Origin of the sequence: Brevibacterium sp. UCMA 11752 (assembly GCF_021532235.1) — a bacterium.
Lineage (GTDB): Bacteria > Actinomycetota > Actinomycetes > Actinomycetales > Brevibacteriaceae > Brevibacterium > Brevibacterium antiquum.
Map to the genome: position 1 here is coordinate 2,868,817 of NZ_JACBOS010000003.1, position 21,918 is coordinate 2,890,734.

Below are 21,918 nucleotides of genomic sequence, written 5' to 3' on the forward strand. Positions count from 1 at the left end.
GACGTGAGACGGTCAGCGGCCTGAGACGTTCAGAACTCGTTGCGCGTGCGAGGCTCCGGCGCCCGGCTCCGGCCTGGGCGCAGCGTATCCCCCTGCAGAACCCAAGTCAGCAATGAGCTCGCCGAGATGTGTGGAGATGTACTCTGCGAGCTCATCATCGATGGGCCACTTATCGCCGGTGCCGGCCGAAAGGTCGGCAGCATGGAGAGCCAGTTCGAGGATCCGCATTCGCACCAACTGGTGCCCCGTTATCCGTCCGATGCGGTGAGATACCTGAGCCCCGAGGTCGCACTCCCCCACGAGACGTCGGAATGCTCGTTCTTGTGACCAGAACGCTTCCAAGCGATCATCGCCGAGGTGGTTCTGCCCCCGTGTGGCCTCCACCTCGGCAGGTGAGCATTGGGCGAGCAGCTTCTCATAGCGCAGCCCACCGCCGATGAGGTGATTGATCAACTGTTCGTTGGTCCACTCACGGCATCCACTCGTCGAATGAAGGTTCGCACCCGAGACTCTTCTCAGCGCTGTCTCCCAGCAGATCTCTGCCCGGTCGAGATTGATGTCCACAAGCAGATCGTCCATTGCTCGATCCTTTCTCAGCGCCGATGACCTCATTTCCGACGATACTCATCGAATTCGTTGATGGCCGGCATTGAGAAGTCTATTCTCGCCAATCGGGAAGTCGCATGGAAGATCACCAAACGGAGCGCATCTCGGTATACGTTACTGACACAAGTGATGCGGACCACAACGACGTGGACCGGTCGCTGTGAGCAACTCCGACAAGGCAGTGAGGAGCCCCGCTATGGTGATGGCAAGTGGATCGGCCGATTATCTCGGCCTCGCGAATGCCCCTGTTCTCTGGATTCTGGCATTGGCAGTCATGGGTGTCGTCGTCGTCCAATCACTCATCTATATGAATGCGGTGAAGAAGAACGCCGAGTCGGCCGGCATGAGCCAGCAGGAGGTCAAGTCGGCTTTCAGAGCCGGTGGAGTTGCGGCGATCGGACCCTCGTTGTCCGTGGTCCTCGTCGCCATTGCCCTGCTGCCCCTCTTCGGCACTCCCCCGGTCGTCGTCCGCGTCGGTCTCATCGGCTCCGCGGCCACGGAGGTCGCCTCGGCCTCGATCGCAGCCGGCACCATGGGCTCGAGTCTCGGCGATGAGACATTCACCCGCGGCGTCTTCATCGTCGCACTCATGGCGATGAGCCTCTCGGGGGCCGGGTGGATGATCTCGACCTTGATCCTGACTCCGGTCTTCAAACGAAGCTCCCACAAGCTGGAGAAGGTCAATCCTGCACTGATGTCCATCATCCCCGGCGCGGCGCTGCTCGCGGCCTTCGCCGCGCTGACGTTCCGGGAACTCCCGAAATCCCCGACGCACGTCGTCGCGATCCTCGTCTCCGCCGTGGTGATGACGATCTGTCTCTTCCTCGCCAAGACCTTGAAACAGCCGTGGCTCAAGGAATGGGGACTTGGAATCTCACTTCTTGTGGGCCTGATTGCGTCCTACTTCGCCCACTATGCCGGTCTCGGCGCACCCGAAGCCTGAGGAGAACATCATGTCGAACATCATTACGTCACCCTCACACGCGGCCTTCGAGCGGACGACGACCAAGTGGGGCTCTCTCACGCTGTTCATCGGGTTCCTCATCGCCACCTCGGTGCCGTTCTACCTCCTGTTCGTTGCGGATGCGAACGTCAACCTCGGTGAGATCCTCAAGGGATTTCTCGCCGTGTTCGCCGTCTACGGTGTCTTCTACATCGTCGAGCCGCTGACCTACTTCCCGATCCTGGGGCCGGCCGGCATGTACCAGGCATTCCTGATCGGCAACATCTCCAACAAACTGCTGCCGTCGGCGATCGTCGCCCAGGACACCATCGGAGTGAAGCCAGGCACACGCAAGGGCGAATATGCCGCGACCATGGCCATCTGCGGCGCAGCGTTGATCCACGTGGCATCCATGGTGCTCTTCGTCGGAATCCTCGGCACCTGGCTGGTCTCGATCATCCCCGAGCCGGTGACGCTCGTGGCCAAGCTCTACATTCTGCCGGCCATCCTCGGCGGAGTCACGGTCCAGCTCATCGCCTCACTCAGACAGGTCAAATCCACGCTCATCGCTTTGGGCGCGGCCGCTCTCGTCATCCTCGTCCTCATTCCGCTCGTCCCGGTCTTGGCCTCAGGCGATGTTGCCATCGTCGTCATCGTGACGATCGCCATCACTTGGTTCACACGCAACAAGACCATGACCGACAAGACGGGGCCGAGCGACGGCGACAACGTCGGGATCAACTGACGATCACCTCAGCACTCAGCCCGAATACCTGAGATCATCGAAGACACCCACCGTGAAAGGACATCATGTCGCTCAATACCTCCCTCAGGGACGCCATTTCGGCCAACCTCGCTCAGACAGTCGCCGACTACAAGGACTTCCATCGCACGCCTGAGCTGTCCATGCAGGAGACTCAGACAGCCGCCACCATTCGTTCCACGCTCGAAGCACTGGGACTTGAGACCCACACCTTCGGCGGCACCGGCATCGTCAGCGTCATCGAGAACGGCGAAGGACCTGTCGTGGCCTACCGGGCCGACACCGACGGACTGCCGATCGCCGAAGACACCGGATACGACTACGCATCGACGGCGGAGGGAACACTTCCCGACGGGTCGACCACAAAGGTCATGCACGGCTGCGGCCACGACACGCACATCACCGTCGGACTGTATGTGGCCCGCTACCTCGTCGAGCACAAGGATCTGTGGTCAGGAAGCGTGGTCATGATCTTCCAACCGGGCGAAGAGACCGGCGAGGGTGCGCGGGCAATGCTCGACGATGGTCTCTGGGAATCGATCGTCAGACCGGAGGTCATCTACGGACAGCATGTGTGGCCCGGCAAGGCCGGACACATCTACGTGGCGAAGGAGACCGCCATGGCGATGTCCGACTGTCTCAAAGTCACAGTCAGGGGCAAACAAGCTCATGGCTCACAGCCTGAGAGCTCAATCGACCCGATCGTCCTCGGCGCCTATATGATCACTCGGCTGCAGTCCATCGTGTCGCGAGAGATCTCAGGCCGCGACATGGCTGTGGTCACAGTGGGCACCTTCCACGGCGGCCTGAAGGAGAACATCATTCCCGACTCCGCAGAATTCAAACTCAACATCCGGACCTTCAACGAGGAGGTGCGTGAGGTCGTCCTCAACCGCGTCGAACGGATCATCGTCGCAGAAGCTCAGGCCTCCGGAGCTCCCGAGCCGATCATCGAAGAGATGTACCGATTCCCGCGCTGTTACAACGACCCCGCAGCCACTGACCAGTTCCTCGACGTGCTCGGAGCCGAACTCGGTGAGGAACAGGTGCACCTGGACCGGGCCGTGACAGGCAGCGAGGATTTCGGAGCCTTCGGCGACGACATCGACGTGCCATATGTGTACTGGTTCTTCGGAGGGTACTCCCCCGCCAAATTCGACGGCGACGAACCACCAGCAGGAAATCACTCCCCATTCTTCGCCCCCGATGATGTCGGAACCACTCTGGAGACCGGCATTCGTGCGGGCCTGAGTGCCGTTCTCAGCACAGTTGGGAAGTGAGACGGTGAGCGAGGAACTGCGCTGGTTGTCCACGCGTGAGCTGGTGGCCAAGATCGCGAGGAAGGAGATCTCCGCCCGGGAGGCTCTCAACGATCATCTGGCCCGCATCGATGCCCTCAACCCGGCCATCAATGCGGTTATCACCCGTGATGACGAAGCCGCGCAGGCACGTGCCGGCGCGGCTGACGAGGCGTTGGCGAAGGGCGAGCCGATCGGGCCCCTGCACGGAGTGCCGATGACGCACAAGGACACACACGACACCGCGGGACTGCGCACCACCTGGGGCTCGCCCATCATGGCTGATCGCGTTCCGGACTCGGACTCGCTGATCATCTCTCGCCTCAAGGCTGCCGGTGTCAACACGACGGGCAAGACCAATGTTCCCGAATTCGCGGCGGGTTCCCACACCTTCAACCCGGTCTTCGGCACCACGGTCAACCCCTATGACACGTCCAAATCTGCGTCGGGTTCCTCCGGTGGAGTCGGCGCAGTCCTAGCCGCCGGCATCCAGGCCACTGGAGACGGCTCGGACATGGGAGGCTCGCTGCGCTCCCCCGCCTCATTCAACAATGTCGTGGGTTTCCGCCCCTCGAATGGGCGAATCCCGCACACACTTCCCGGCAACCCGTTCGCGTGGCTGGCACAGAGCGGTTTCATGGCGCGCACGGTCTCCGATGTGGCGCTGACGATGAGTGCGGCGGCCGGACCAGAGCCCGGTGGACCTCGTTCGATCGGCGAGCCGGGCAGCGTCTTCGATCTGCCCGAGTTCGGCCTGGGAGCCGATATCGAACCCGACCTCAGCGGTGTGAGGATCGGATTCAGCCCGGATCTGAACGGGCTGCTTCCCGTTGAGAGTGACGTGCACGAGATCGTGGCAGGCACAGCCGACGTGTTCGCCTCACTCGGGGCGGGCGTCGTCGACACGATCCCCAACCTCGGCGATGCCGATGAGGTCTTCAACGTCCGTCGTGCGCTGGATTTCGTCCATTCCTGGGGTCCTCTGCTCGAGAAGCATCCGGATCAGATCAAGGACTCCGTGGTCTGGAACATTGAGATGGGACTCAAGCTCACCGGCGTCGAGGTGGTCTCCGCCGACCGTGCTCGTGCCCGTCTGCATGGAGAGATCGAGCGGTTCTTCGGAGAGCACGATCTCCTGGTGCTCACCACCTGCCAAGTGCTTCCATTCGACGCGACGATCGAATATCCCACAGAGATCAACGGGGTCGGGCTCGAGAACTATCTCGATTGGATGCGGGCCCTGTGCCTCATCTCGGCCACTGGGTGCCCGGCGATCTCCGTGCCTGCCGGCTTTTCGACTTCAGGGCTGCCGGTAGGCGTCCAGCTCGTCGCGAAGCCGGGTGCTGACGTGGATCTGCTGCGCATGGCGCATGCCTTCGAAACAGCGACGCAGATCCATCGTCGCCACCCTCAGCTCTCGACGCCGATGCCCTGAGCCTGTGCGATCTGGGAGATCTCAGCAGCAAGATCGATGTCCTTGTCGGTGATCGACCCGGCATCGTGGGTGGTCAGGGAGATGTCCACGTGTGGGAACCGCAGGTCCACATCCGGGTGGTGGCCTGCGGCTTCCGCCGCGTCGGCGATTGCGTTGATGAACGCGACTCCGCTGACGAAGGATCCCGTCAGGAATCGTGCATAGAGCGCGTCGTCGGTTGATTGCCATTGCGTGAGTTCGTCGATTCGATCCTGCATGGATCCAGCTTGGCACCGGCCAGAGCTGCATGTCCATAGTCACGGCATCGGCAGACTCGCCGAATCTGCTGGGTCAGGTATGCCATGCCTCATCATTGTTTGCCGAGCCTTCCCACACTGGAACCATTCTAGAAAAGGTGTCAGGCTATGGAACATGAGGACGGAATGAATCCGTCTCGTATCGCGAAGGAGAAACATATGCACTTGAGCCCCGCTATGCAGAAGGTCCTCGGCGAGCAGGTCACCCTCGAACTCGAGGCGTCGATGGTCTACCTGCAACTGTCCATCCAGCTTGACGATCTCGACCTCCCCGGAATGACACGCTGGATGCGTGCGCAGTCTGAAGAGGAGCAGGTCCACGCCGCGAAGTTCATCCAGCACTGCCAGGATCGCGACTTCGCTCCCCAGATCGGTGACATCGCTGCTCCGAAGGTCTCGGGCTCACAGCCCATCGACTACTTCAAGGCAGCCTTGGCTCATGAGGAGAAGGTCTCCGAGTCGATCCGGAATCTGTACCGTACCGCGCAGTCGGAAGGCGACCTCGACGTCCTGCCGCTCCTGCACTGGTTCATCGACGAACAGGTCGAAGAGGAATCGACCATCTCGGAGATCATCGGTCGCCTCGACCATGTTGCAGACAGCGGATCCGGACTGCTCCGGATCGATTCCGAGCTCGGATCACGTCACCCTGAAATCAAGGCCGACAGCGAGTGACCGACAGATCCTGATCATTGACGAGTGACCGCTGGTCACAGTCGGACCTACTGAGAGCGGCCGGACCCAACTTGGGTTCGGCCGCTCTCAGCTCTCGTGGCTCTCAGCTCTCTGAGTGCGAAGTTGGTGCCTTCAGGCTCCGAGCACAGCTTGGGAGACGAGCAGGACAAAGGGAAGAGTCAGAAGCATGAGAACGGTCTGCACTGCTATGAGTGCGGCCATCAGCTCAGCATTTCCACCCAGCTGGCGGGCCATGACATAACCGGAACTTGCCGTGGCGATCGACTGGAAGATCATGGCGACCAGAGCAGGCGTGGTGGGAACGTCGAGCAGGACCAGAGCGAGCAAGGTCAGCGCAGGTAAGACGATGAGCTTGGTCACGGTGGAATTGACCATGGCGGCTACATGCGCCCGCAACGGGAACCGCCGCAGACCCGCGCCGACGCACAGCAGTCCGATCGGCAGAGCCGCAGCCGCCAGCGGAGACAGCACCGAGTCGACGACATCCGGTACTTGTGCGCCGGTGAGATTGAACAGTCCCCCGGCCGCGCACCCGATGACCAGCGGATTCGTCACGACGACGCGGAGGATCCCGACAGCGGAGCTGGGGCCGGTACGCAGAAACTCGAATCCGAGACTGGATATGATATTCACCGTGGGTACGAGGACGGCCGCGACGATGGCAGCCAGGGCACTGCCTTCAGCCCCGAACAGACTCGCCGATATCGAAAGTCCGATATACGTGTTGAAGCGAATCCCACCCTGCAGCACCGAGGTGAAGGACGGCAGGTCACGAGCCACGAACCGGCGCAGCACAATGATGAGGATCGACACGAGCACTGTCGGAGCGACGAGGCCTGCCGTCAGCCGCCAGAGCGGAACATGGGCGACGCTGACCTCGGCGACCGAGGAGAACAGCAGCACGGGCAGCAAGACGTAGTACGCGAGTTTCTCCGCTCCTGACCAGAATTCTGAATTCGTGAAACCTGGGAGTCGTTTGAGTCCGCTGCCGCCGATGATCAAGACAGCGACGGGAACAAGGGCGAGAAGAACCGGCACGAGACTCACGAGACTGAGAATTTCATGAGATGGGAATCATTTCAAAGTTGAGTGTGTTTGACTCAATGTAACGACCTAGTGAAAGGAAGCTCATGGCTACACGTTTTGACCCCATCCGTGACCTCGATCGATTCTTCTCGGAAGTGACTCGCACCCCGAATTCCACTTCGCTTCCCATGGATCTCTACCGCGATGGAGAGGTCTTCGTCGCTCGTATCGACATGCCGGGTGTGGATCCGTCCAGCATCGATGTCGACGTCGAGGATCGCACGCTGACAGTTCGCGCTCAGCGACAGTCTGAGGTCGCGGACAAGGATGTGAAATGGCTGACCCGGGAACGCACGACCGGCACCTACGCCCGTCAGCTCACCCTCGGCAACAGGGTCGCACTCGACCGGATCCAGGCTGACTACCAGGACGGCGTGCTGTCGCTGACAATCCCCGTGGCAGAGGAAGCTCGGCCACGCAAGATCAACGTCTCACACTCCAACCCGACCAGAGTCACCGAGGTCGTCGAAACCTCCCCCGCACAGGATGAGGATCCGGCAGGCGCCTGATCGACAGACTCAACCGTTGAAAGCGGGTCGCACCAGTCGGTGCGGCCCGCTTCTTCAGGTTCAGAGCTGTTGTGTCCTGAGTTTCGCTGTGGTTCGGCCGTGAGACCTGAGAACATAGGCCAGACACATGTAGGGCAGGTCAAGCTCACCGTCGAAAGGCTGTTCGACGGAGAAGTATTCATGCAGATTCGACTCGACCCGTGACCTCGTCGTCTGGTTCGAACGCAGCCAATAGGAACGGGTCCTAGCCAGGTCGACGATGCCCTCGAACGGGAGCGGCGTGGTGAACTCAACCAGCGCATGGTCGAGGAGGTCGAAGCCTGCAGGGCTCGGACGGTACGCGGGACGGTACACATCGCCGGCATGCATGATCCGACTCAGACGCAGCACCCAATCGATACGCACATCGAGCTGATTGATGAGGATGATCAGATGCCCACCGGGCCGTAGGATTCGGTCGATCTCCGCCGCAGCCGCCGCCTCGTCGAACCAGTGCCAGGCCTGTGCCACCGTGACGATATCGACACAGGCGTCAGGCAGACCCGTATCCTCTGCACTGCCCACGAGACTTCGTGCGGGATTGTTGGCCAATGCCACCTCGTCGGGATCGATGGCGATGACATTCGCACCGCGGTCGAGCAGCGCACTGCTGAGAATGCCTGTCCCCGCGCCCAGGTCACAGATCTCCAGATCGCTCCACTCGCTGCTCACCAGGTTGATGGCGGCATCGGGATACCGGGGACGCACTTCGTCATAGACGCCCGCCTGCTGGCCGAAGCTGCGTCCATGAGCTGCTTGCGCACGTGGTCTCACAGTTCGCCCACCCTGACTCGTGAAGTTGATCGATCCTGGTCAACTCTAACTTGTCGTCTTTTCCCTTCCGCCCGCGGTGCCGGCCCGCACCTCGACCAGGAAGTGACTAGGATGGTTGTACCGGTCAAACAACAGTGACAAGGAGCATCGATGTCCCCCACGTCCGAGCTGCAGGCAGAGCTGGAGAGCGCTTCTGGCGCCTATGAGGAATTCGCTTCTCGCGGGTTGAAACTCGATATCACCCGAGGCAAGCCGGCCAGCGCGCAACTCGACCTGGCGGCAGACCTTCTGACAGCCGTGACACCTGATGACGTCTTGACTCCCAGCGGAGTCGATACCCGCAACTATGGCGGTCTGGACGGAATCGTCGAGCTGCGTGAACTCTTCTCTCCGCTGCTCAAGGTCCCTGCGAACCAATTGCTGGCCGGCGGCAACGCCTCACTGACCCTCATGGCCCAGGCCCTGACCTTTGCTCTCCTGCACGGCACCGTCGGTGACTCGCGACCCTGGGGCCAGGGACCTCACAAGCTCATCTGCCCGGTCCCCGGCTACGACCGCCACTTCACGTTGGCCGAGTCGCTGGGCTTCGAACTCCTCAGCATTCCTATGGACTCCGAAGGTCCAGTCGTCGCCGAGGCCCAGCGTCTGGCAGAGGACGAGACGGTCAAGGGCATGTGGTTGGTACCCATGTACTCGAACCCGACAGGCATCACAATCACCGAAGAACGAGCGAAAGAGCTCGCGGCGATGCCGGCAGCGGCACCCGACTTCACGCTGCTGTGGGACAATGCATACGGACTCCACCATCTCCGGGACGAGCATCCCGAGGTTCTCGACATCCTCGACATCTGTGCCAAGGCCGGCCACCCGGAACGCCCGTGGATCTTCGCCTCGACGTCGAAGATCACCCATGCGGGTGCCGGTGTCTCCTTCTTCGGTGCGGGACCGGAGACGAGTGACTGGATCCGGGCGAATCTCTCGAAGATCTCGATCGGTCCCGATAAGGTCAACCAGCTGCGTCATCTGCGCTTCTTCTCCGATCCTGCGGGCGTCGAGGAGCACATGCGCCAGCACGCGAAGATCATCGCGCCGAAGTTCGATGCAGTGCTGGACACCTTGGAACGGGAACTGGGCGGAAGGGACCTGGCGCAGTGGACTGAACCGGACGGCGGTTACTTCATCACCCTGACGGCGCTGGAAGGCACCGCGGACCGGATCGTCAAATTAGCCGCCGAGGCGGGGGTCAAGCTGACCCCGGCCGGTGCCACCCATCCCTATGGTTTGGATCCACACAACAACGTCATCCGCATCGCTCCGACCATGCCGACAGTCGAAGACGTCGAACTGGCCGCGCAGGGCCTCGTGGCCTGTGTGAAGCTCGCCAGCTATGAGAAGCTCCTCGCCGGCTGAAGCCTCCGGCTCGCGATTTGCAGCCTGAATACAAAGAACTCCTGGTCGGTGCAATCACCGACCAGGAGTTCTTTGTCTGTGCTGGAGCCTCTGGTCTCAGTACTCGTAGAAGCCGCGACCGGATTTGACTCCGTGCAGGCCGGCATCGACCATGCGTGAGAGCAGCACCGGTGGTTTGGCAGCAGGATCGCCGGTCTCCGTATAGATGCTCTCAGCTGCGTACAGGCACGTATCAAGACCCACCATGTCGGCGAGCTTGATCGGTCCCATCGGGTGAGCGCAGCCGCCCACCATTCCGGCATCGATGTCTTCCTTGGTGGCAAACCCGGACTCGAGCATGCGAATTGCGCTGCACAGGTACGGGATGAGCAACGCGTTGACGATGAACCCGGGACGGTCCTGGGCCTGGACCGGATTCTTGCCGAGCACCTCGGCGACGAACTCCGTGACCGTCTCACGCACCGAATCGGAGGTGAGCACGGAGGAGACGACCTCGACGAGCGGCTGGACCGGGGCCGGATTGAAGAAATGGACCCCGAGAACGCGCTCCGGACGTGAGGTCGACTGCGCGAACCGGATGATCGGCATCGATGACGTATTCGAAGCGAGAATCGCCTCAGGATCTGTCACGACCTTGTCGAGTTCGGCGAAGATCGACTTCTTGATGTCCTCGTTCTCACTCGCGGCCTCGATGACCAGCTGACGATCGGAGAGTTCGCCGATGTCGGTGGTGAATCTCAACCTGCCGAGAGCCGCGTCACGAGCCTCGGAATCGAGTTTGCCCTTCTCGACTGCACGGGCCATTGACTTCTCGATGCGAGCACGGCCGGCTGCGGAGGCCTCGTCGTTGATCTCGCGGACGATGACGTCGAGGCCTGACTTCGCGAGCACCTCGGCGATGCCAGCTCCCATGAGTCCGCTTCCGATGACTGCGGTGCGTTGAATGCTCATCTGCTGCTCCTTCTGTTGAAGTATCTGTTCGTCATGTGTGTCACGGCTGCCTGGCGAGGAACCAATCGGAACCGCGAATGGCCTTCATCGCCTCTCGCCGACGTTCCTTAGGAAGGGTCTGAACGTAGACCTGACCGTCGAGGTGCGCGACCTCGTGTTGGAGCATCTGCGCGAAGACCTCCGTGCCGGAGAGCTCCACCGGTGAGTTCTCCGCGTCCACACCGCGCACACGAGCGAACTCGTAGCGCGGTGTGGGGAAGAACAGACCGGGAACCGAGAGACATCCTTCCTCGATGTCGCGCAGCTCACCTGCGACCTCGACGACCTCGGGGTTGACGACATACCCCGTGCGACCGTCGAGATCATAGCCGAATGCCCGCACGCCCACACCGATCTGCGGTGCCGCCACAGCGGCCCGCCCTTCCGGCAGAGACGTGTCCACGAGGTCTTGGGCCAAGGCCCTGAGCCCCTCGTCGAAGACGGTGACCGGTGCGCACGTACTGCGCAGCACCGGATCACCCCACAGGCGGATATCGCGCTCAGCCATCGATGACCACGACGAGGTCGCCGCCTTCAAGCTGCTGGACGTTGCCGATGGCGATTCGGGAGACGGTGCCCGCCGTCTGAGTGGTGATGGAGGCCTCCATCTTCATGGCCTCGATCGTCGCGACTGTCGCGCCGGCCTCGACCCGGTCCCCCTCTGCGACCTGCAGTGTGACTACGCCGGCGAACGGGCTGGCCACGTGGCCGGAGTTCGACGGATCGGCCTTCTCCGCGGTTTTGACGTCGCTTTCGACTGCATGGTCGCGAACCTGCAGCGGGCGCAGCTGACCGTTGAGGGTGAACATCACCGATCGCATGCCGCGTTCGTCGGTGCCGCTGATTGCCTGCACCCCGATGAGGAGGTCCTTGCCCTTCGACAGCTCCACCGCGTGCTCCTCGCCCGCAGTCAGACCGTAGAGGTATTCCGAGGTCTCAACGACGGACAGGTCGCCGTAGTTGGCTCGCATCTGCTCGAACTCCCTGGTCGGTCCGGGGAACAGGAGCGAATTGAGCTTGGCCTGACGTGCGGCGCCAGGCGTCTCCAAGGCAGCAGCATCCTCTGCCGGGAGGTCCTCGGAGACAGCCTTGTGTTTGCGCCCTGCCAGGGCCTTCGTGCGGAACGGCTCGGGCCATCCGCCTGGAGGATCGCCGAGGTCGCCGTTGAGGAAGCCGATCACCGAGTCCGGAATGTCGAACCTGTCCGGATTCTCTGCGAATTCCTCGGGATCGACACCGGCGCCCACGAGGTGAAGCGCGAGGTCGCCGACGACCTTGGACGAGGGTGTGACCTTGACGAGGTGGCCCAGGATCGCGTCCGCTGCCGCGTACATGCGTTCGATCTCCTCGAACCGCTCCCCCAGACCCAGCGCTACGGCCTGCTGACGCAGGTTGGACAGCTGTCCGCCCGGAATCTCGTGGCGGTAGACACGGCCGGTCGGTCCGGCCAGTCCGGATTCGAACGGGGCATAGACCTTGCGGACGGACTCCCAGTACGGTTCGAGGTCGCTGACCGCGTTGAGGCTGATCTGGGTGTCGCGTTCGGTGTTCTCAAACGCTGCCACCAGAGCCGACAGGCTCGGCTGGCTGGTGGTCCCGGCCATGGCGGCAGATGCCGCATCGACCGCGTCGGCACCGGCTGCAGCTGCAGCGTAGAGCGTGGCCAACTGGCCACCGGCGGTGTCGTGGGTGTGGACGTGGACGGGCAGGTCGAAGTTCTCCCGCAACGCCGTGACGAGTTTCGTCGCAGCGGCAGGGCGAAGGAGTCCGGCCATATCCTTGATCGCGAGCACATGGGCACCGGCCGCGACAATCTCTTCTGCGAGCTTCAGGTAGTAGTCGAGCGTGTAGAGCTCTTCTCGCGGATCGAGGATGTCGGAGGTATAGCACAGGGCAACCTCGGCGACGGTGGTGTTCGTGGCGCGAACTGCCTCGATGGCCGGTCGCATCTGTTCGACGTCGTTGAGGGCATCGAAGATGCGGAAGATGTCGATGCCGGTGCGCGCAGCCTCATCGACGAAGGCATCGGTGACCTGGGTCGGGTACGGAGTGTAGCCGACGGTGTTGCGACCGCGCAGCAGCATCTGGAGATTGATGTTGGGCACAGCAGAGCGCAGTGCTGCCAATCGCTCCCAGGGATCCTCGCCGAGGAAGCGCAGCGCCACATCATAGGTCGCACCTCCCCAGGCTTCGATGCTGAGCAGCTCCGGCGTCATCCGGGACACATGCCCGGCGACGGCCAGCAGATCACGGGTGCGCACGCGGGTAGCCAGCAGAGACTGGTGAGCGTCGCGGAAGGTGGTGTCCGTGACGGCCAACGGAGTCTGGCTCCGCAGTGCCTGAGCGAAACCGGTCGGGCCGACCTCGAGGAGTCGATCGCGACTTCCCGGCGTCGGATCCGTGTCGAGATCGATATCGGGAAGCTTCTCCCCCGGGCGAATGCGCAGGCGGGGCTCGCCATTGGGACGGTTGACGGTGACGTCGGCCAGGTAGTCGAGGATCTTCGAACCGCGATCCGCGCTGACCCGAGCGTCGAGCAGATGTGGGCGCTCCTCGATGAATGAGGTTGCGAGATCTCCGGCGATGAATGACTCATCTTCGAGCACGGCCCGCAGGAACCCGATGTTCGAGGATACGCCGCGGATCCGGAACTCGGCCAGGGCCCGTCGTGCACGAGAGATCGCCTGCTCGAAATCGCGACCACGGCAAGTGAGTTTGACCAGCATCGAGTCGAAGTGCGCGCTGACTACGGCTCCGGCGTGAACTGTTCCACCATCGAGCCGCACACCGGCACCGCCGGCAGAGCGGTAGGCAGTGATGGTTCCAGTGTCGGGACGGAAGGCGTTCGCCGGGTCCTCGGTGGTGATGCGGCACTGGAGGGCGGCGCCCTTGATTCGCATGTCCTCCTGAGCCAGGCCGATCTCAGCCAGGGTCTCCCCCGCTGCGACGCGCATCTGAGACGCGACCAGATCGACGTCAGTGATCTCTTCTGTCACCGTGTGCTCGACCTGAATGCGCGGGTTCATCTCGATGAAGACATGCTGACCCTTGCGCGGGCCGTCGGTCTCGAGGAGGAACTCGACGGTTCCAGCGTTCTGGTAGCCCAGTGCCGCAGCGAACTTCAGAGCATCAGCGTGCAGTGCGTCGGCGATGGCCGGGTCCAGGTTCGGCGCCGGGGCGATCTCGACGACCTTCTGATGACGACGCTGGACGGAGCAGTCGCGTTCGAAGAGATGAATCGCATTCGAGTCGTTGTCGGCAAGGACCTGGACCTCGATGTGACGCGGACGCTGCACGGCCTGTTCGATGAAGACCGTGGGATCTCCGAAAGCGCCCTCGGCTTCGCGCATCGCCGCCTTGAGCGCATCCTCCAGCTGTGAGGATTCGGCGACCCGGCGCATTCCGCGTCCGCCGCCACCGGCCACAGCCTTGACGAAGAGCGGGTACTCCATGGAGTCCGCGTCGGCCAGCAGCTGAGCGATGTCAGCGGAGGGACGCGTCGAGTCGAGTACGGGAATACCGGCATTGCGTGCGGCCGTCAGAGCCTGCACCTTGTTGCCGGCGAGTTCGAGCACGTCGGCCTTGGGGCCGATGAAGGTGATTCCTGCCTCCTGGCAGGCTCGCGCCAAGTCGGGGTTCTCCGACAGGAAGCCGTAGCCGGGGTAGATGGCGTCGGCTCCCGATTCCTTGGCGACGCGCAGCATCTCTTCGACGCTGAGGTACGCACGAACGGGGTGGCCTTCTTGGCCGATCATGTAGGCCTCATCGGCCTTCATTCGGTGTTCGGAGTTCCGATCCTCATAGGGGAAAACAGCGACAGTGGAGGCGCCGAGTTCGTACGCTGCACGGAATGCGCGAACGGCGATCTCTCCACGATTTGCCACAAGAACTTTAGAGAACATCTGTGTCTCTCACTTCTGTATCGATCGCCTAGAGGCGATAGTCGACGGGCTGTCGAGGAACAACTCTACTAAGTGACCCAGAGCACTCGAATACAGGGGGTCTGATTTCGACTCTGGTGCCACGCCCGGCGTGGTCGTGACTGCTCAGCCCGGTTGGATACGTTAACGTAGGAGGGTGCTTGTCCTAAGTATCAGCAGCCTCAAAGGCGGAGTCGGTAAGACGTCCGTGACACTCGGTCTTGCCTCGGCCGCATACAACCGTGGAATTCCGACCTTGGTCGTCGACATGGATCCACAAGCGGACTCGTCGACCGGCCTTGATGTCCCGACGTCGACACGTGTCGATATCGCCGATGTGCTCGCTGCCCCCAAGTCCCAGAAAATCCTGTCCGAGGCGATCATCCCCTCCGGGTGGGTGGGTGACAAGCTCGGCCAGCTCGACGTGATCTCCGGCTCCCCCAGAGCTGCGGAGTTCGATCGACCCTCATTGTCGGAAAGGTACCTCCGGCGCCTTGAAGACGCATTGAGTCGCGTCGCCAAGGGGTACCGGCTGGTTCTCATCGACTGTCCGCCAAGCCTCAACGGGCTCACACGCACCGCGTGGACGGCCAGCAATCGGGTTGCAGTGGTGACCGAGCCCAGCCTGTTCTCCGTGGCAGCCGCGGATCGTGCGCTGCGGGCGGCGGACGAACTGCGCCAGCGAGGAACCTCGGACATCCAGCCGCTGGGTCTCGTGGTGAACCGGGTTCGCGCCGGTTCGAACGAACATGACTATCGCGTCAGTGAGATGCGGGAGATGTTCGGGCCATTGGTGCTCAATCCGCCTTTGGCCGAACGTGCCGTGATGCAGCAGGCTCAGGGTTCTGCCCGCCCGATTCACACGTGGCCCGGGAAGCCGGCAGAGGAAGTTGCGACCTCATTCGACTCGCTGCTGGAACGCGCTCTGCGCTCGGAGAACATTCGTTCGCGCAACGCCCCGAAACAGTAGGACCGAAGAAGCAGCAGGCATCGAACGCCACGTCCTGTGACAGCTGGATCGTCCGCCGCTCTTCCTGCTCATTCCCTTCAGCCTCAGACTCTTCAGTCATAGGACTCTCGGCCCGTTCACGTTGGGGCATCGACAGATTTGGGCTACCTGAGGTGTTGGGATACCGATTCTGTTGTGAATCCGATTCTGCTGTGAAGCCGAGATGGCTGTCCGCGAAGTCTGATTCTTCTTGATGAATATGAGTGTGGCCCGTCCTCTCGGACGGGCCACACTCATCAATCCCCCATGGTGTCCCGGTCAGGGACTGCCCGGTATTCGGGCGATCAGCCTTTCAGCCGAGCTTCTGTGCTCTTCGCTGTGCGAGCTCATCCACTTCGACGACCGCGGAGTCATCTTCGGGAAGACGTTCGCTCGGCAGTTCGGAGAGACTGCCTTCGACCTCATTCCAGACACGCCCGACGGCAATGCCGAAGACGCCCTGTCCACCCTGCAGAAGGTCGACGACCTCATCGGGTGAGGTGCATTCGAAGACGCTGGCCCCATCGGACATCAGAGTGATCTGGGAGAGGTCCCGGACACCGCGCGAGCGCAGGTGGTCGACTGCAGTGCGGATCGACTGCAGTCCGACGCCGGTGTCGAGAAGCCGCTTGACGATCTTGAGGACGAGGATGTCACGGAAGCTGTAGAGTCGCTGGCTGCCCGATCCCGTGGCGTTGCGAATCGACGGAGTCACCAGGTCGGTGCGCGCCCAATAGTCGAGCCGGCGGTAGCTGATGCCGACGACTTTGCACACGGTCGGACCGCGGTAGCCGGCCTCTTCATCGAGGACTGGCAGATCGTCGTCGAACAACAGTCCTTGGGCGGCTGGTGGTATTGGCGTCGGCTCGACGCTTTCATGACTTGAGCGGTTCACACCGACTCCTCCTTATAGTCCCTGGGGGAAGCGAGGTCGCTTTGAAGAGCAGAGAACATAACCATTCTAGCTCTCTTCTCAGCGAACCTACAGTGGGATTCAACATCTCCAAGCTATTCTCCCGGGCCTTCCAGGACAAACACCTCAAGGTAACAATTTGTGCGTGTCGCCGTTATCGCAGTATTCGAACACGAGATTCACGCTCAGACGGACCGTTCGATATCCCTCCGGGAGTCCGCTCATTCGGTCTCGGGCTGTCCTTGGTCGTCCTTGGCGCCGGTGGATCCCTGCGGCTTGTCATCCTCAGGCTTCCGATCCTCGGCCTTTTTGGGCTTGGCGCTGGTCAGGAGCTTCGTTTTGACGGTCGACGCGTACTTGTCGACGTATTCCTGGCCGGAGAGCCGCATGATCTCGTACATGATCTCGTCGGTGACAGAGCGCAGCAGGAACCGGTCGTTCGGAAGGCCCTCGTACTTCGAGAAGTCCATGGAGGATCCGAAGACTATTCCGACGCGTCGGAACTTCGGGATCAGGCGTCCAGGGGGCTGGATCTTGTCGGTGCCGATGATCGCAACGGGAATCACTGGGGCACCAGATTCGAGGACCAGGCGGGCGACGCCCGTGCGGCCGCGGTAGAGCTTGCCGTCCGGTGAACGTGTGCCCTCCGGATAGATGCCCAGAGAGTTTCCCTCTCTCAGAACCTTGAGCCCAGATTCCAGCGAGGCTTGCGAGCCGGAGCCTCCGGCTCTGTCCATCGGCAGCTGGTTGTTGAGTTTGAAGAACCACCGGGTGACGGTGCCCTTGAGGCCGCGACCAGTGAAATAGTCCTTCTTCGCCAGATAGACGACAGGCCGAGGTGCCAGAAGGGGGACGAAGATCGAATCCATGAAGTGATTGTGGTTTCCCGCGATGATCGCAGGCCCATCAGACGGGAGGTTGTCCAACCCACGCACCCAGGGACGGAAGAGGATCCGCAGAATGGGTCCGGCCACGACTCGCTTGAGAAACCAGTAGAACACGAGCACCCTTCCCTGTTACGACTCTTTGTCGTCCTCGGACATCATATATCGACACCGTCAACGCACATTCATGCCATGCTGAACCTATGGAGATCGACTACTCACCACAATCGGTGCCGACTGCACCTTACCGGCAGATCGTCCAGGACTCTGCGTCTGCGGTGCTGTTTCTCCATGGGATCACCGGGTCTCCGGCCGCGTGGTTCCCCATCGCCCGGAGCTTGAGCCATCATGGATTCAGCGTCAGCGTGCCGCTGCTTCCGGGCCATGGCACTCGGTGGCAGGACCTCAATTCCACGCCCTGGGCCGAATGGCTCGACGCAGCGAAGGCGGAGCTTCAGGCACTGTCTCGAACTCATTCCCGGGTGGTGGTGGCCGGCCTGTCAATGGGCGGTGCCCTGGCCTTGGCGCTGGGCGCTGGGGATTCCCCTCCCGACGAGCTCGTGCTGGTCAATCCTGCCCTTTACATCGATTCCCCTCTGACACCGTTTCTGCCCGTCCTCAAGCATGTGGTTGCCTCTGTGCCGGCGATCGCCGGCGACATCGCACATCCGGATCGCTGCGAATATGCTTATGATCGCACCCCTGTTGCCGCTATCGCCTCGTTCGCTTCGGCACAGAGAACTCTCCGCGAGGACCTCTGGCGGATCGAATGCCCAGTCACTCTCTTCGTCTCCGGACGCGACGGCGTGGTCGGGCCGCGGACCCTCCGAACCTTGCGGTCGCGTCTGCCGCAGCGACCGACGATCCTATCTCTGCGTCGATCCCGGCACGTAGCCACCTTGGACAATGACGCGGGCATCATCGCCGAGGCGATCCTGGACAAGGCGACATCCGCCGATCGTTTCGCGGCAGGAACCCCCGGAACCGGGGAATAGAGACACCGAGAAGATTGCTGATAGAGAACATGGACGACGAGAAGAACGAGGACTGGCGTGATGAGGTTCCCGAGTCCGAGCGGCTCGGTGATTCTTCGCGCATCAGTGACAGTCACTGGGAGGATCTCGTCAATCAGATAGCCGAGCCCAGCGCCATGATGGGTGATATCCCTGTTGAAGAGGTCAGAGAGAGACTCGAAGAGGAAGAGGGCTGGGAGCCTGGGCCGGCGGAACCCATCGGCTGGCGCACCGCCTCACCGACTCTGATGCTCTCTGTGGTCGCGACGTTCGGCGCTGTCCTCCTGTTGGTTCTCGGTGTGATCTTCTTCCGCCCACTGCCCGGCTGGTTTCTGTTGATCGGCATTGCAGTCGGCCTCGGTGGGGCAGTCGGCCTGTTCTTTCATCTCCCGACGAACCGTTCGCCCGACGAGGACAACGGCGCCTCGGTCTGATGCCGCAGTCGAACTCCGGGCCGTCTCCTGTGTCATGGGCGAGTGAAAGACTGGGGCGCATGTCCACCCCATTCGACCGAGCGCCGTCAGCAATCGCCTCCTCGCAGCTGTCGTTCGACAGTCTTGGCACTCCCCTCCACGAGGTCACTTTCGTCATAGTCGACCTGGAGACAACCGGTACAACTGCCGGAAAGTCGGAGATCACGGAGATCGGTGCGGTCAAGATGCGCGGCGGTGAGGTTCTCGGAGAGTTTCAATCTCTGGTCAAGCCCGAGGAATCAGTGATCAGCCCGTTCGTGGCGCGACTGACCGGCATCACACACGCCATGGTCGATGATGCTCCCTCGATCCGCTCTGTGCTGCCGAGCTTTCTGGAGTTCTGCGTCGGTGCGGTCCTGGTTGCGCACAATGCTCCCTTCGACATCGGCTTCCTCCGCTCCGCGTGTGAAAAGCTCGACTACCACTGGCCTCAGCCGACCGTCCTCGACACCGTCACCTTGTCTCGGCGAGTAGTGAGTCGTGATGAGGTCCGCAATCACAAACTGTCGACTCTCGCCGCTCATTTCGGAACCGAGGTCTCCCCCGACCACAGGGCACTCTCCGATGCCAAGGCCACCGGAGAGCTGCTGCATCGGGTGCTGGAGCGATTCGGCGGCTATGGCATCACAACTCTCGAAGAGCTGGCCACGGTGCGCCAGTCCGGATGGGCGAAACGCCAAGCAAAATCTCATCTTGCCAAGGGAGTTCCGGCCGAACCAGGCGTCTACATGTTCCTCGATGGAACTCGCCGAGTCCTCTACATCGGCAAATCCGGAAATATGTTGCGCCGAGTCCGGGGCTATTTCAACGCTTCAGAGAACCGCGGTCGGATGGCTGAGATGATCACAGCAGCTCAGGAGGTCAGCTGTCTGCCATGCGCGCATGCGCTCGAGGCCGAGGTCAGAGAGATTCGCCTGATCGGAGAGCTCGCCCCGCCGTATAACCGTCGGTCGAAGAATCCCGAACGCAATTCCTGGATCGTTCTCAGCGACGAGACGTATCCGAGGTTGTCGGTCGTCCGTTCGAACACCGCATTGGAGAAGTCGCCAGCAACGCCGATGGGCCCGTTCCGGTCACGCAAGACGGCCCAAGCGGTGAAGGAGCTTCTCGACACCCTCTATCCCGTCAAACGATGCACGGCGAAGATCACCTCCGCCAATCTCGGATCGCACCGCCCGTGCGTGAGTTCCCAGGTCGGTCAGTGCGGAGGTCCCTGCGCCGGCGTGACCGACAGGCAGGCGTACCTGGCCGATATCAGCGATCTGTTCGCGGTCATGGACGGTGATTTCTCAACGCTGCGCAATCTGTGTACGCAGAGAATGTCGAGATTGGCCACCGAAGCCCGATATGAGACGGCCGCCGAGGTGCGCGATGCCATGCGTTCAGGTCTGGCTAACGCCGCACGGGCAGAGTCCGTTCGTGCTCTGCGAGATATTCCTGAGGTCCATGCGTACGCTCCGGGGCCCGAGGGAGGGTTCGATCTCGCCGTCATCCGACACGGGAAGCTGGCAGCCGCTGCACACTCCCATGGCTCGCGGGGAATCGACGAGGTCTTCGTTGCCATTCACGCGACCGCGGAATGGGTTCCTGCGCCAGGGAAGCTTCCGGCAGCATCTGACTCTCTGCCGGAAGAGACCAGGCTCCTGTCCCATTGGCTGCAGACGGCTACGCTGACCTCGATGCGGGGAGCTTGGTCGCTCTCCCGCACCGGGGCCAACTTCCACGCGCAGGAATCAGGGACGGTTGGTCTCGGCGACCCTGTGTGAGACCGCGATGAGTTGGTCGAGCTTCTGTGCACCGAGGCCGGCATCAACCGTTTCCTCTGCAATGGTCAGCTTCGCCGCCATTCGCTCAGTCAGGCTGCCCACAGCAGACTCATCGGCTGCAACAAGTGCCGCCGCTGTATTGATGAGTACGATGTCGCGCACCGCTGACTTCTCTCCGTTGAGCACCGATCGAGTGATCTCAGCGTTCTGTTCGGGCCCACCGCCACGCAGATCGTTCTTTGTGACACGTTCAAAGCCCAGGTCAAGGGCATCGAAGGTCATGTGTTCGACCTCTCCGTGACGAATCTCCCACACATCGTTGACATCGGTGTTGCTCAGTTCGTCCAACCCATCTCTGGAACGGAACACGACTGCCTGGTGACCGCGCTTGGCCAAGGTGCCGACAACCAAAGGCGCCATCTGAGCATCAGCGACACCGATCGCGGTGTGACGGGCACGGGCCGGGTTCGTCAACGGTCCGAGGATGTTGAACGCGGTCGGGACGCTGATCTGACGACGCACTGCCGCCACGAACTGCATCGACGGGTGGAAGACGTTGGCGAAGCAGAATGCCAGGCCGACTTCCTTCGCGATGATGCCCGTCTGCTCCGGGGTGATGTCGAAGCGGACTCCTAGAGCTTCGAGCACATCGGCGGAGCCGGATGCCGACGACGTTGCACGGTTGCCATGCTTGACGACGCGCCGCCCGCTCGCGGAGATGATCATCGCTGCAGTTGAGGAGATATTGGCAGTCTTCGCCCGATCGCCGCCGGTGCCGACGATATCGACCGAATCTTCAAGACCCGGCAGCGGCACGGCGTGGTCCATCATCGCGGAGACCAGACCGGCTATCTCGGCGACGGTCTCACCCTTTGTATGGTGTGCCACGAGAAATGCGGCCATTGTCACATCGGGCGTCTGACCCGACATGATCTGGTCCATTGCCCAAGCGGCGGCGGCCTCGTCGAGATCCTGCTGGTGCATGAGCGTCATAAGCAGATCGGGCCAGCTGTAGGTGGTGCCCTGGGGTGTGGTTCGGAGCCCGGAATCCTGTGTTTCCGGGCTTGTCGTACGCGGTGTCTCCGTCATCCGAATGAACTCTCCTTAAGGGACTTC

Annotated in this window: 21 protein-coding genes; 11 read left to right on the forward strand and 10 right to left on the reverse strand. The window is 61.9% G+C overall.

Annotated features, from left to right (window positions below; genetic code table 11):
* Positions 1-12 precede the first annotated feature (12 nt).
* Positions 13-579 carry a maleylpyruvate isomerase N-terminal domain-containing protein gene (locus HU144_RS12755; protein WP_235351632.1) on the reverse strand — a complete coding sequence of 189 codons (567 nt, stop codon included), beginning with the start codon at positions 577-579 and terminating at the stop codon, positions 13-15.
* A 223-nt stretch (positions 580-802) separates the two neighbouring features.
* On the opposite strand from HU144_RS12755, the gene HU144_RS12760 reads away from it, so the two are divergent.
* The 4 genes from HU144_RS12760 to HU144_RS12775 all read left to right on the forward strand — a co-directional run bounded on the left by HU144_RS12760 (position 803) and on the right by HU144_RS12775 (position 5,045).
* The gene (locus HU144_RS12760) at positions 803-1,549 is read left to right on the forward strand and encodes a DUF5058 family protein (protein WP_235351633.1); all 747 of its coding nucleotides are present in this window, start codon (positions 803-805) and stop codon (positions 1,547-1,549) included.
* A gap of 10 nt (positions 1,550-1,559) precedes the next feature.
* Positions 1,560-2,294, forward strand: coding sequence for a hypothetical protein (locus HU144_RS12765; protein WP_235351634.1), 735 nt, complete (start codon positions 1,560-1,562; stop codon positions 2,292-2,294).
* A 65-nt stretch (positions 2,295-2,359) separates the two neighbouring features.
* Positions 2,360-3,592 (forward strand): amidohydrolase, encoded by a 1,233-nt coding sequence (locus tag HU144_RS12770; RefSeq protein ID WP_235351635.1) that lies wholly within the window; start codon positions 2,360-2,362, stop codon positions 3,590-3,592.
* A 4-nt stretch (positions 3,593-3,596) separates the two neighbouring features.
* Positions 3,597-5,045, forward strand: a complete 1,449-nt coding sequence (locus HU144_RS12775; RefSeq protein ID WP_235351636.1) for an amidase — start codon at positions 3,597-3,599, stop codon at positions 5,043-5,045.
* Here the strand turns inward: HU144_RS12775 and HU144_RS12780 are convergent.
* Positions 5,021-5,302 carry a 4a-hydroxytetrahydrobiopterin dehydratase gene (locus HU144_RS12780; protein ID WP_235351637.1) on the reverse strand — a complete coding sequence of 94 codons (282 nt, stop codon included), beginning with the start codon at positions 5,300-5,302 and terminating at the stop codon, positions 5,021-5,023. The genes HU144_RS12775 and HU144_RS12780 overlap by 25 nt on opposite strands.
* A gap of 198 nt (positions 5,303-5,500) precedes the next feature.
* Here HU144_RS12780 and HU144_RS12785 point away from each other — a divergent pair, with 198 nt between their 5' ends.
* Positions 5,501-6,016 carry a ferritin gene (locus tag HU144_RS12785; RefSeq protein WP_198396160.1) on the forward strand — a complete coding sequence of 172 codons (516 nt, stop codon included), beginning with the start codon at positions 5,501-5,503 and terminating at the stop codon, positions 6,014-6,016.
* Between the two features lie 132 nt (positions 6,017-6,148).
* Here the strand turns inward: HU144_RS12785 and HU144_RS12790 are convergent, their stop codons facing one another.
* Positions 6,149-7,084 carry an AEC family transporter gene (locus tag HU144_RS12790; RefSeq protein ID WP_235351638.1) on the reverse strand — a complete coding sequence of 312 codons (936 nt, stop codon included), beginning with the start codon at positions 7,082-7,084 and terminating at the stop codon, positions 6,149-6,151.
* Between the two features lie 83 nt (positions 7,085-7,167).
* On the opposite strand from HU144_RS12790, the gene HU144_RS12795 reads away from it, so the two are divergent.
* Entirely contained in the window at positions 7,168-7,632 is a 465-nt protein-coding gene (locus HU144_RS12795) for an Hsp20/alpha crystallin family protein (RefSeq protein ID WP_235351639.1), read from the forward strand.
* A gap of 60 nt (positions 7,633-7,692) precedes the next feature.
* Here the strand turns inward: HU144_RS12795 and HU144_RS12800 are convergent, their stop codons facing one another.
* Positions 7,693-8,445 (reverse strand): class I SAM-dependent methyltransferase, encoded by a 753-nt coding sequence (locus tag HU144_RS12800; RefSeq protein ID WP_235351640.1) that lies wholly within the window; start codon positions 8,443-8,445, stop codon positions 7,693-7,695.
* A gap of 150 nt (positions 8,446-8,595) precedes the next feature.
* On the opposite strand from HU144_RS12800, the gene HU144_RS12805 reads away from it, so the two are divergent.
* Positions 8,596-9,855: an aminotransferase class I/II-fold pyridoxal phosphate-dependent enzyme gene (locus HU144_RS12805; RefSeq protein ID WP_235351641.1), complete on the forward strand. Its 1,260-nt coding sequence runs from the start codon at positions 8,596-8,598 to the stop codon at positions 9,853-9,855.
* 96 nt (positions 9,856-9,951) lie between these two features.
* Here HU144_RS12805 and HU144_RS12810 read toward each other — a convergent pair whose 3' ends face one another.
* From HU144_RS12810 to HU144_RS12820, 3 genes are read right to left on the reverse strand one after another with little or no spacing between them, the layout of a single operon-like run.
* Entirely contained in the window at positions 9,952-10,806 is an 855-nt protein-coding gene (locus HU144_RS12810) for a 3-hydroxybutyryl-CoA dehydrogenase (protein ID WP_198396155.1), read from the reverse strand.
* A gap of 40 nt (positions 10,807-10,846) precedes the next feature.
* Positions 10,847-11,353: a peptide deformylase gene (locus tag HU144_RS12815; protein ID WP_235351642.1), complete on the reverse strand. Its 507-nt coding sequence runs from the start codon at positions 11,351-11,353 to the stop codon at positions 10,847-10,849.
* A complete protein-coding gene (locus HU144_RS12820; RefSeq protein WP_235351643.1) occupies positions 11,346-14,747 on the reverse strand; it encodes a pyruvate carboxylase in 3,402 nt (1,133 codons plus the stop codon). Before HU144_RS12820 ends, HU144_RS12815 begins: the two co-directional genes overlap by 8 nt.
* Before the next feature lie 175 nt (positions 14,748-14,922).
* Here HU144_RS12820 and HU144_RS12825 point away from each other — a divergent pair, with 175 nt between their 5' ends.
* Entirely contained in the window at positions 14,923-15,735 is an 813-nt protein-coding gene (locus HU144_RS12825; protein ID WP_198396152.1) for a ParA family protein, read from the forward strand.
* Between the two features lie 331 nt (positions 15,736-16,066).
* Here the strand turns inward: HU144_RS12825 and HU144_RS12830 are convergent, their stop codons facing one another.
* Both HU144_RS12830 and HU144_RS12835 read right to left on the reverse strand, forming a co-directional pair.
* Positions 16,067-16,648: a MerR family transcriptional regulator gene (locus HU144_RS12830; RefSeq protein WP_328284292.1), complete on the reverse strand. Its 582-nt coding sequence runs from the start codon at positions 16,646-16,648 to the stop codon at positions 16,067-16,069.
* A gap of 239 nt (positions 16,649-16,887) precedes the next feature.
* Complete coding sequence (locus HU144_RS12835) at positions 16,888-17,667, reverse strand: lysophospholipid acyltransferase family protein (RefSeq protein WP_235351644.1); 780 nt, start codon at positions 17,665-17,667, stop codon at positions 16,888-16,890.
* An 86-nt stretch (positions 17,668-17,753) separates the two neighbouring features.
* Here HU144_RS12835 and HU144_RS12840 point away from each other — a divergent pair, with 86 nt between their 5' ends.
* Genes HU144_RS12840 through HU144_RS12850 form a run of 3 tightly spaced genes read left to right on the forward strand, consistent with a single transcriptional unit; the run spans position 17,754 to position 20,802 of the window.
* Positions 17,754-18,545 (forward strand): alpha/beta hydrolase, encoded by a 792-nt coding sequence (locus HU144_RS12840; protein WP_235351645.1) that lies wholly within the window; start codon positions 17,754-17,756, stop codon positions 18,543-18,545.
* Between the two features lie 29 nt (positions 18,546-18,574).
* Positions 18,575-18,997 (forward strand): hypothetical protein, encoded by a 423-nt coding sequence (locus HU144_RS12845; protein ID WP_235351646.1) that lies wholly within the window; start codon positions 18,575-18,577, stop codon positions 18,995-18,997.
* A gap of 59 nt (positions 18,998-19,056) precedes the next feature.
* Entirely contained in the window at positions 19,057-20,802 is a 1,746-nt protein-coding gene (locus HU144_RS12850) for a DEDD exonuclease domain-containing protein (protein ID WP_235351647.1), read from the forward strand.
* Here HU144_RS12850 and trpD read toward each other — a convergent pair.
* Entirely contained in the window at positions 20,770-21,891 is a 1,122-nt protein-coding gene (trpD, locus tag HU144_RS12855; protein WP_235351648.1) for an anthranilate phosphoribosyltransferase, read from the reverse strand. The genes HU144_RS12850 and trpD overlap by 33 nt on opposite strands.
* Positions 21,892-21,918 lie beyond the last annotated feature (27 nt).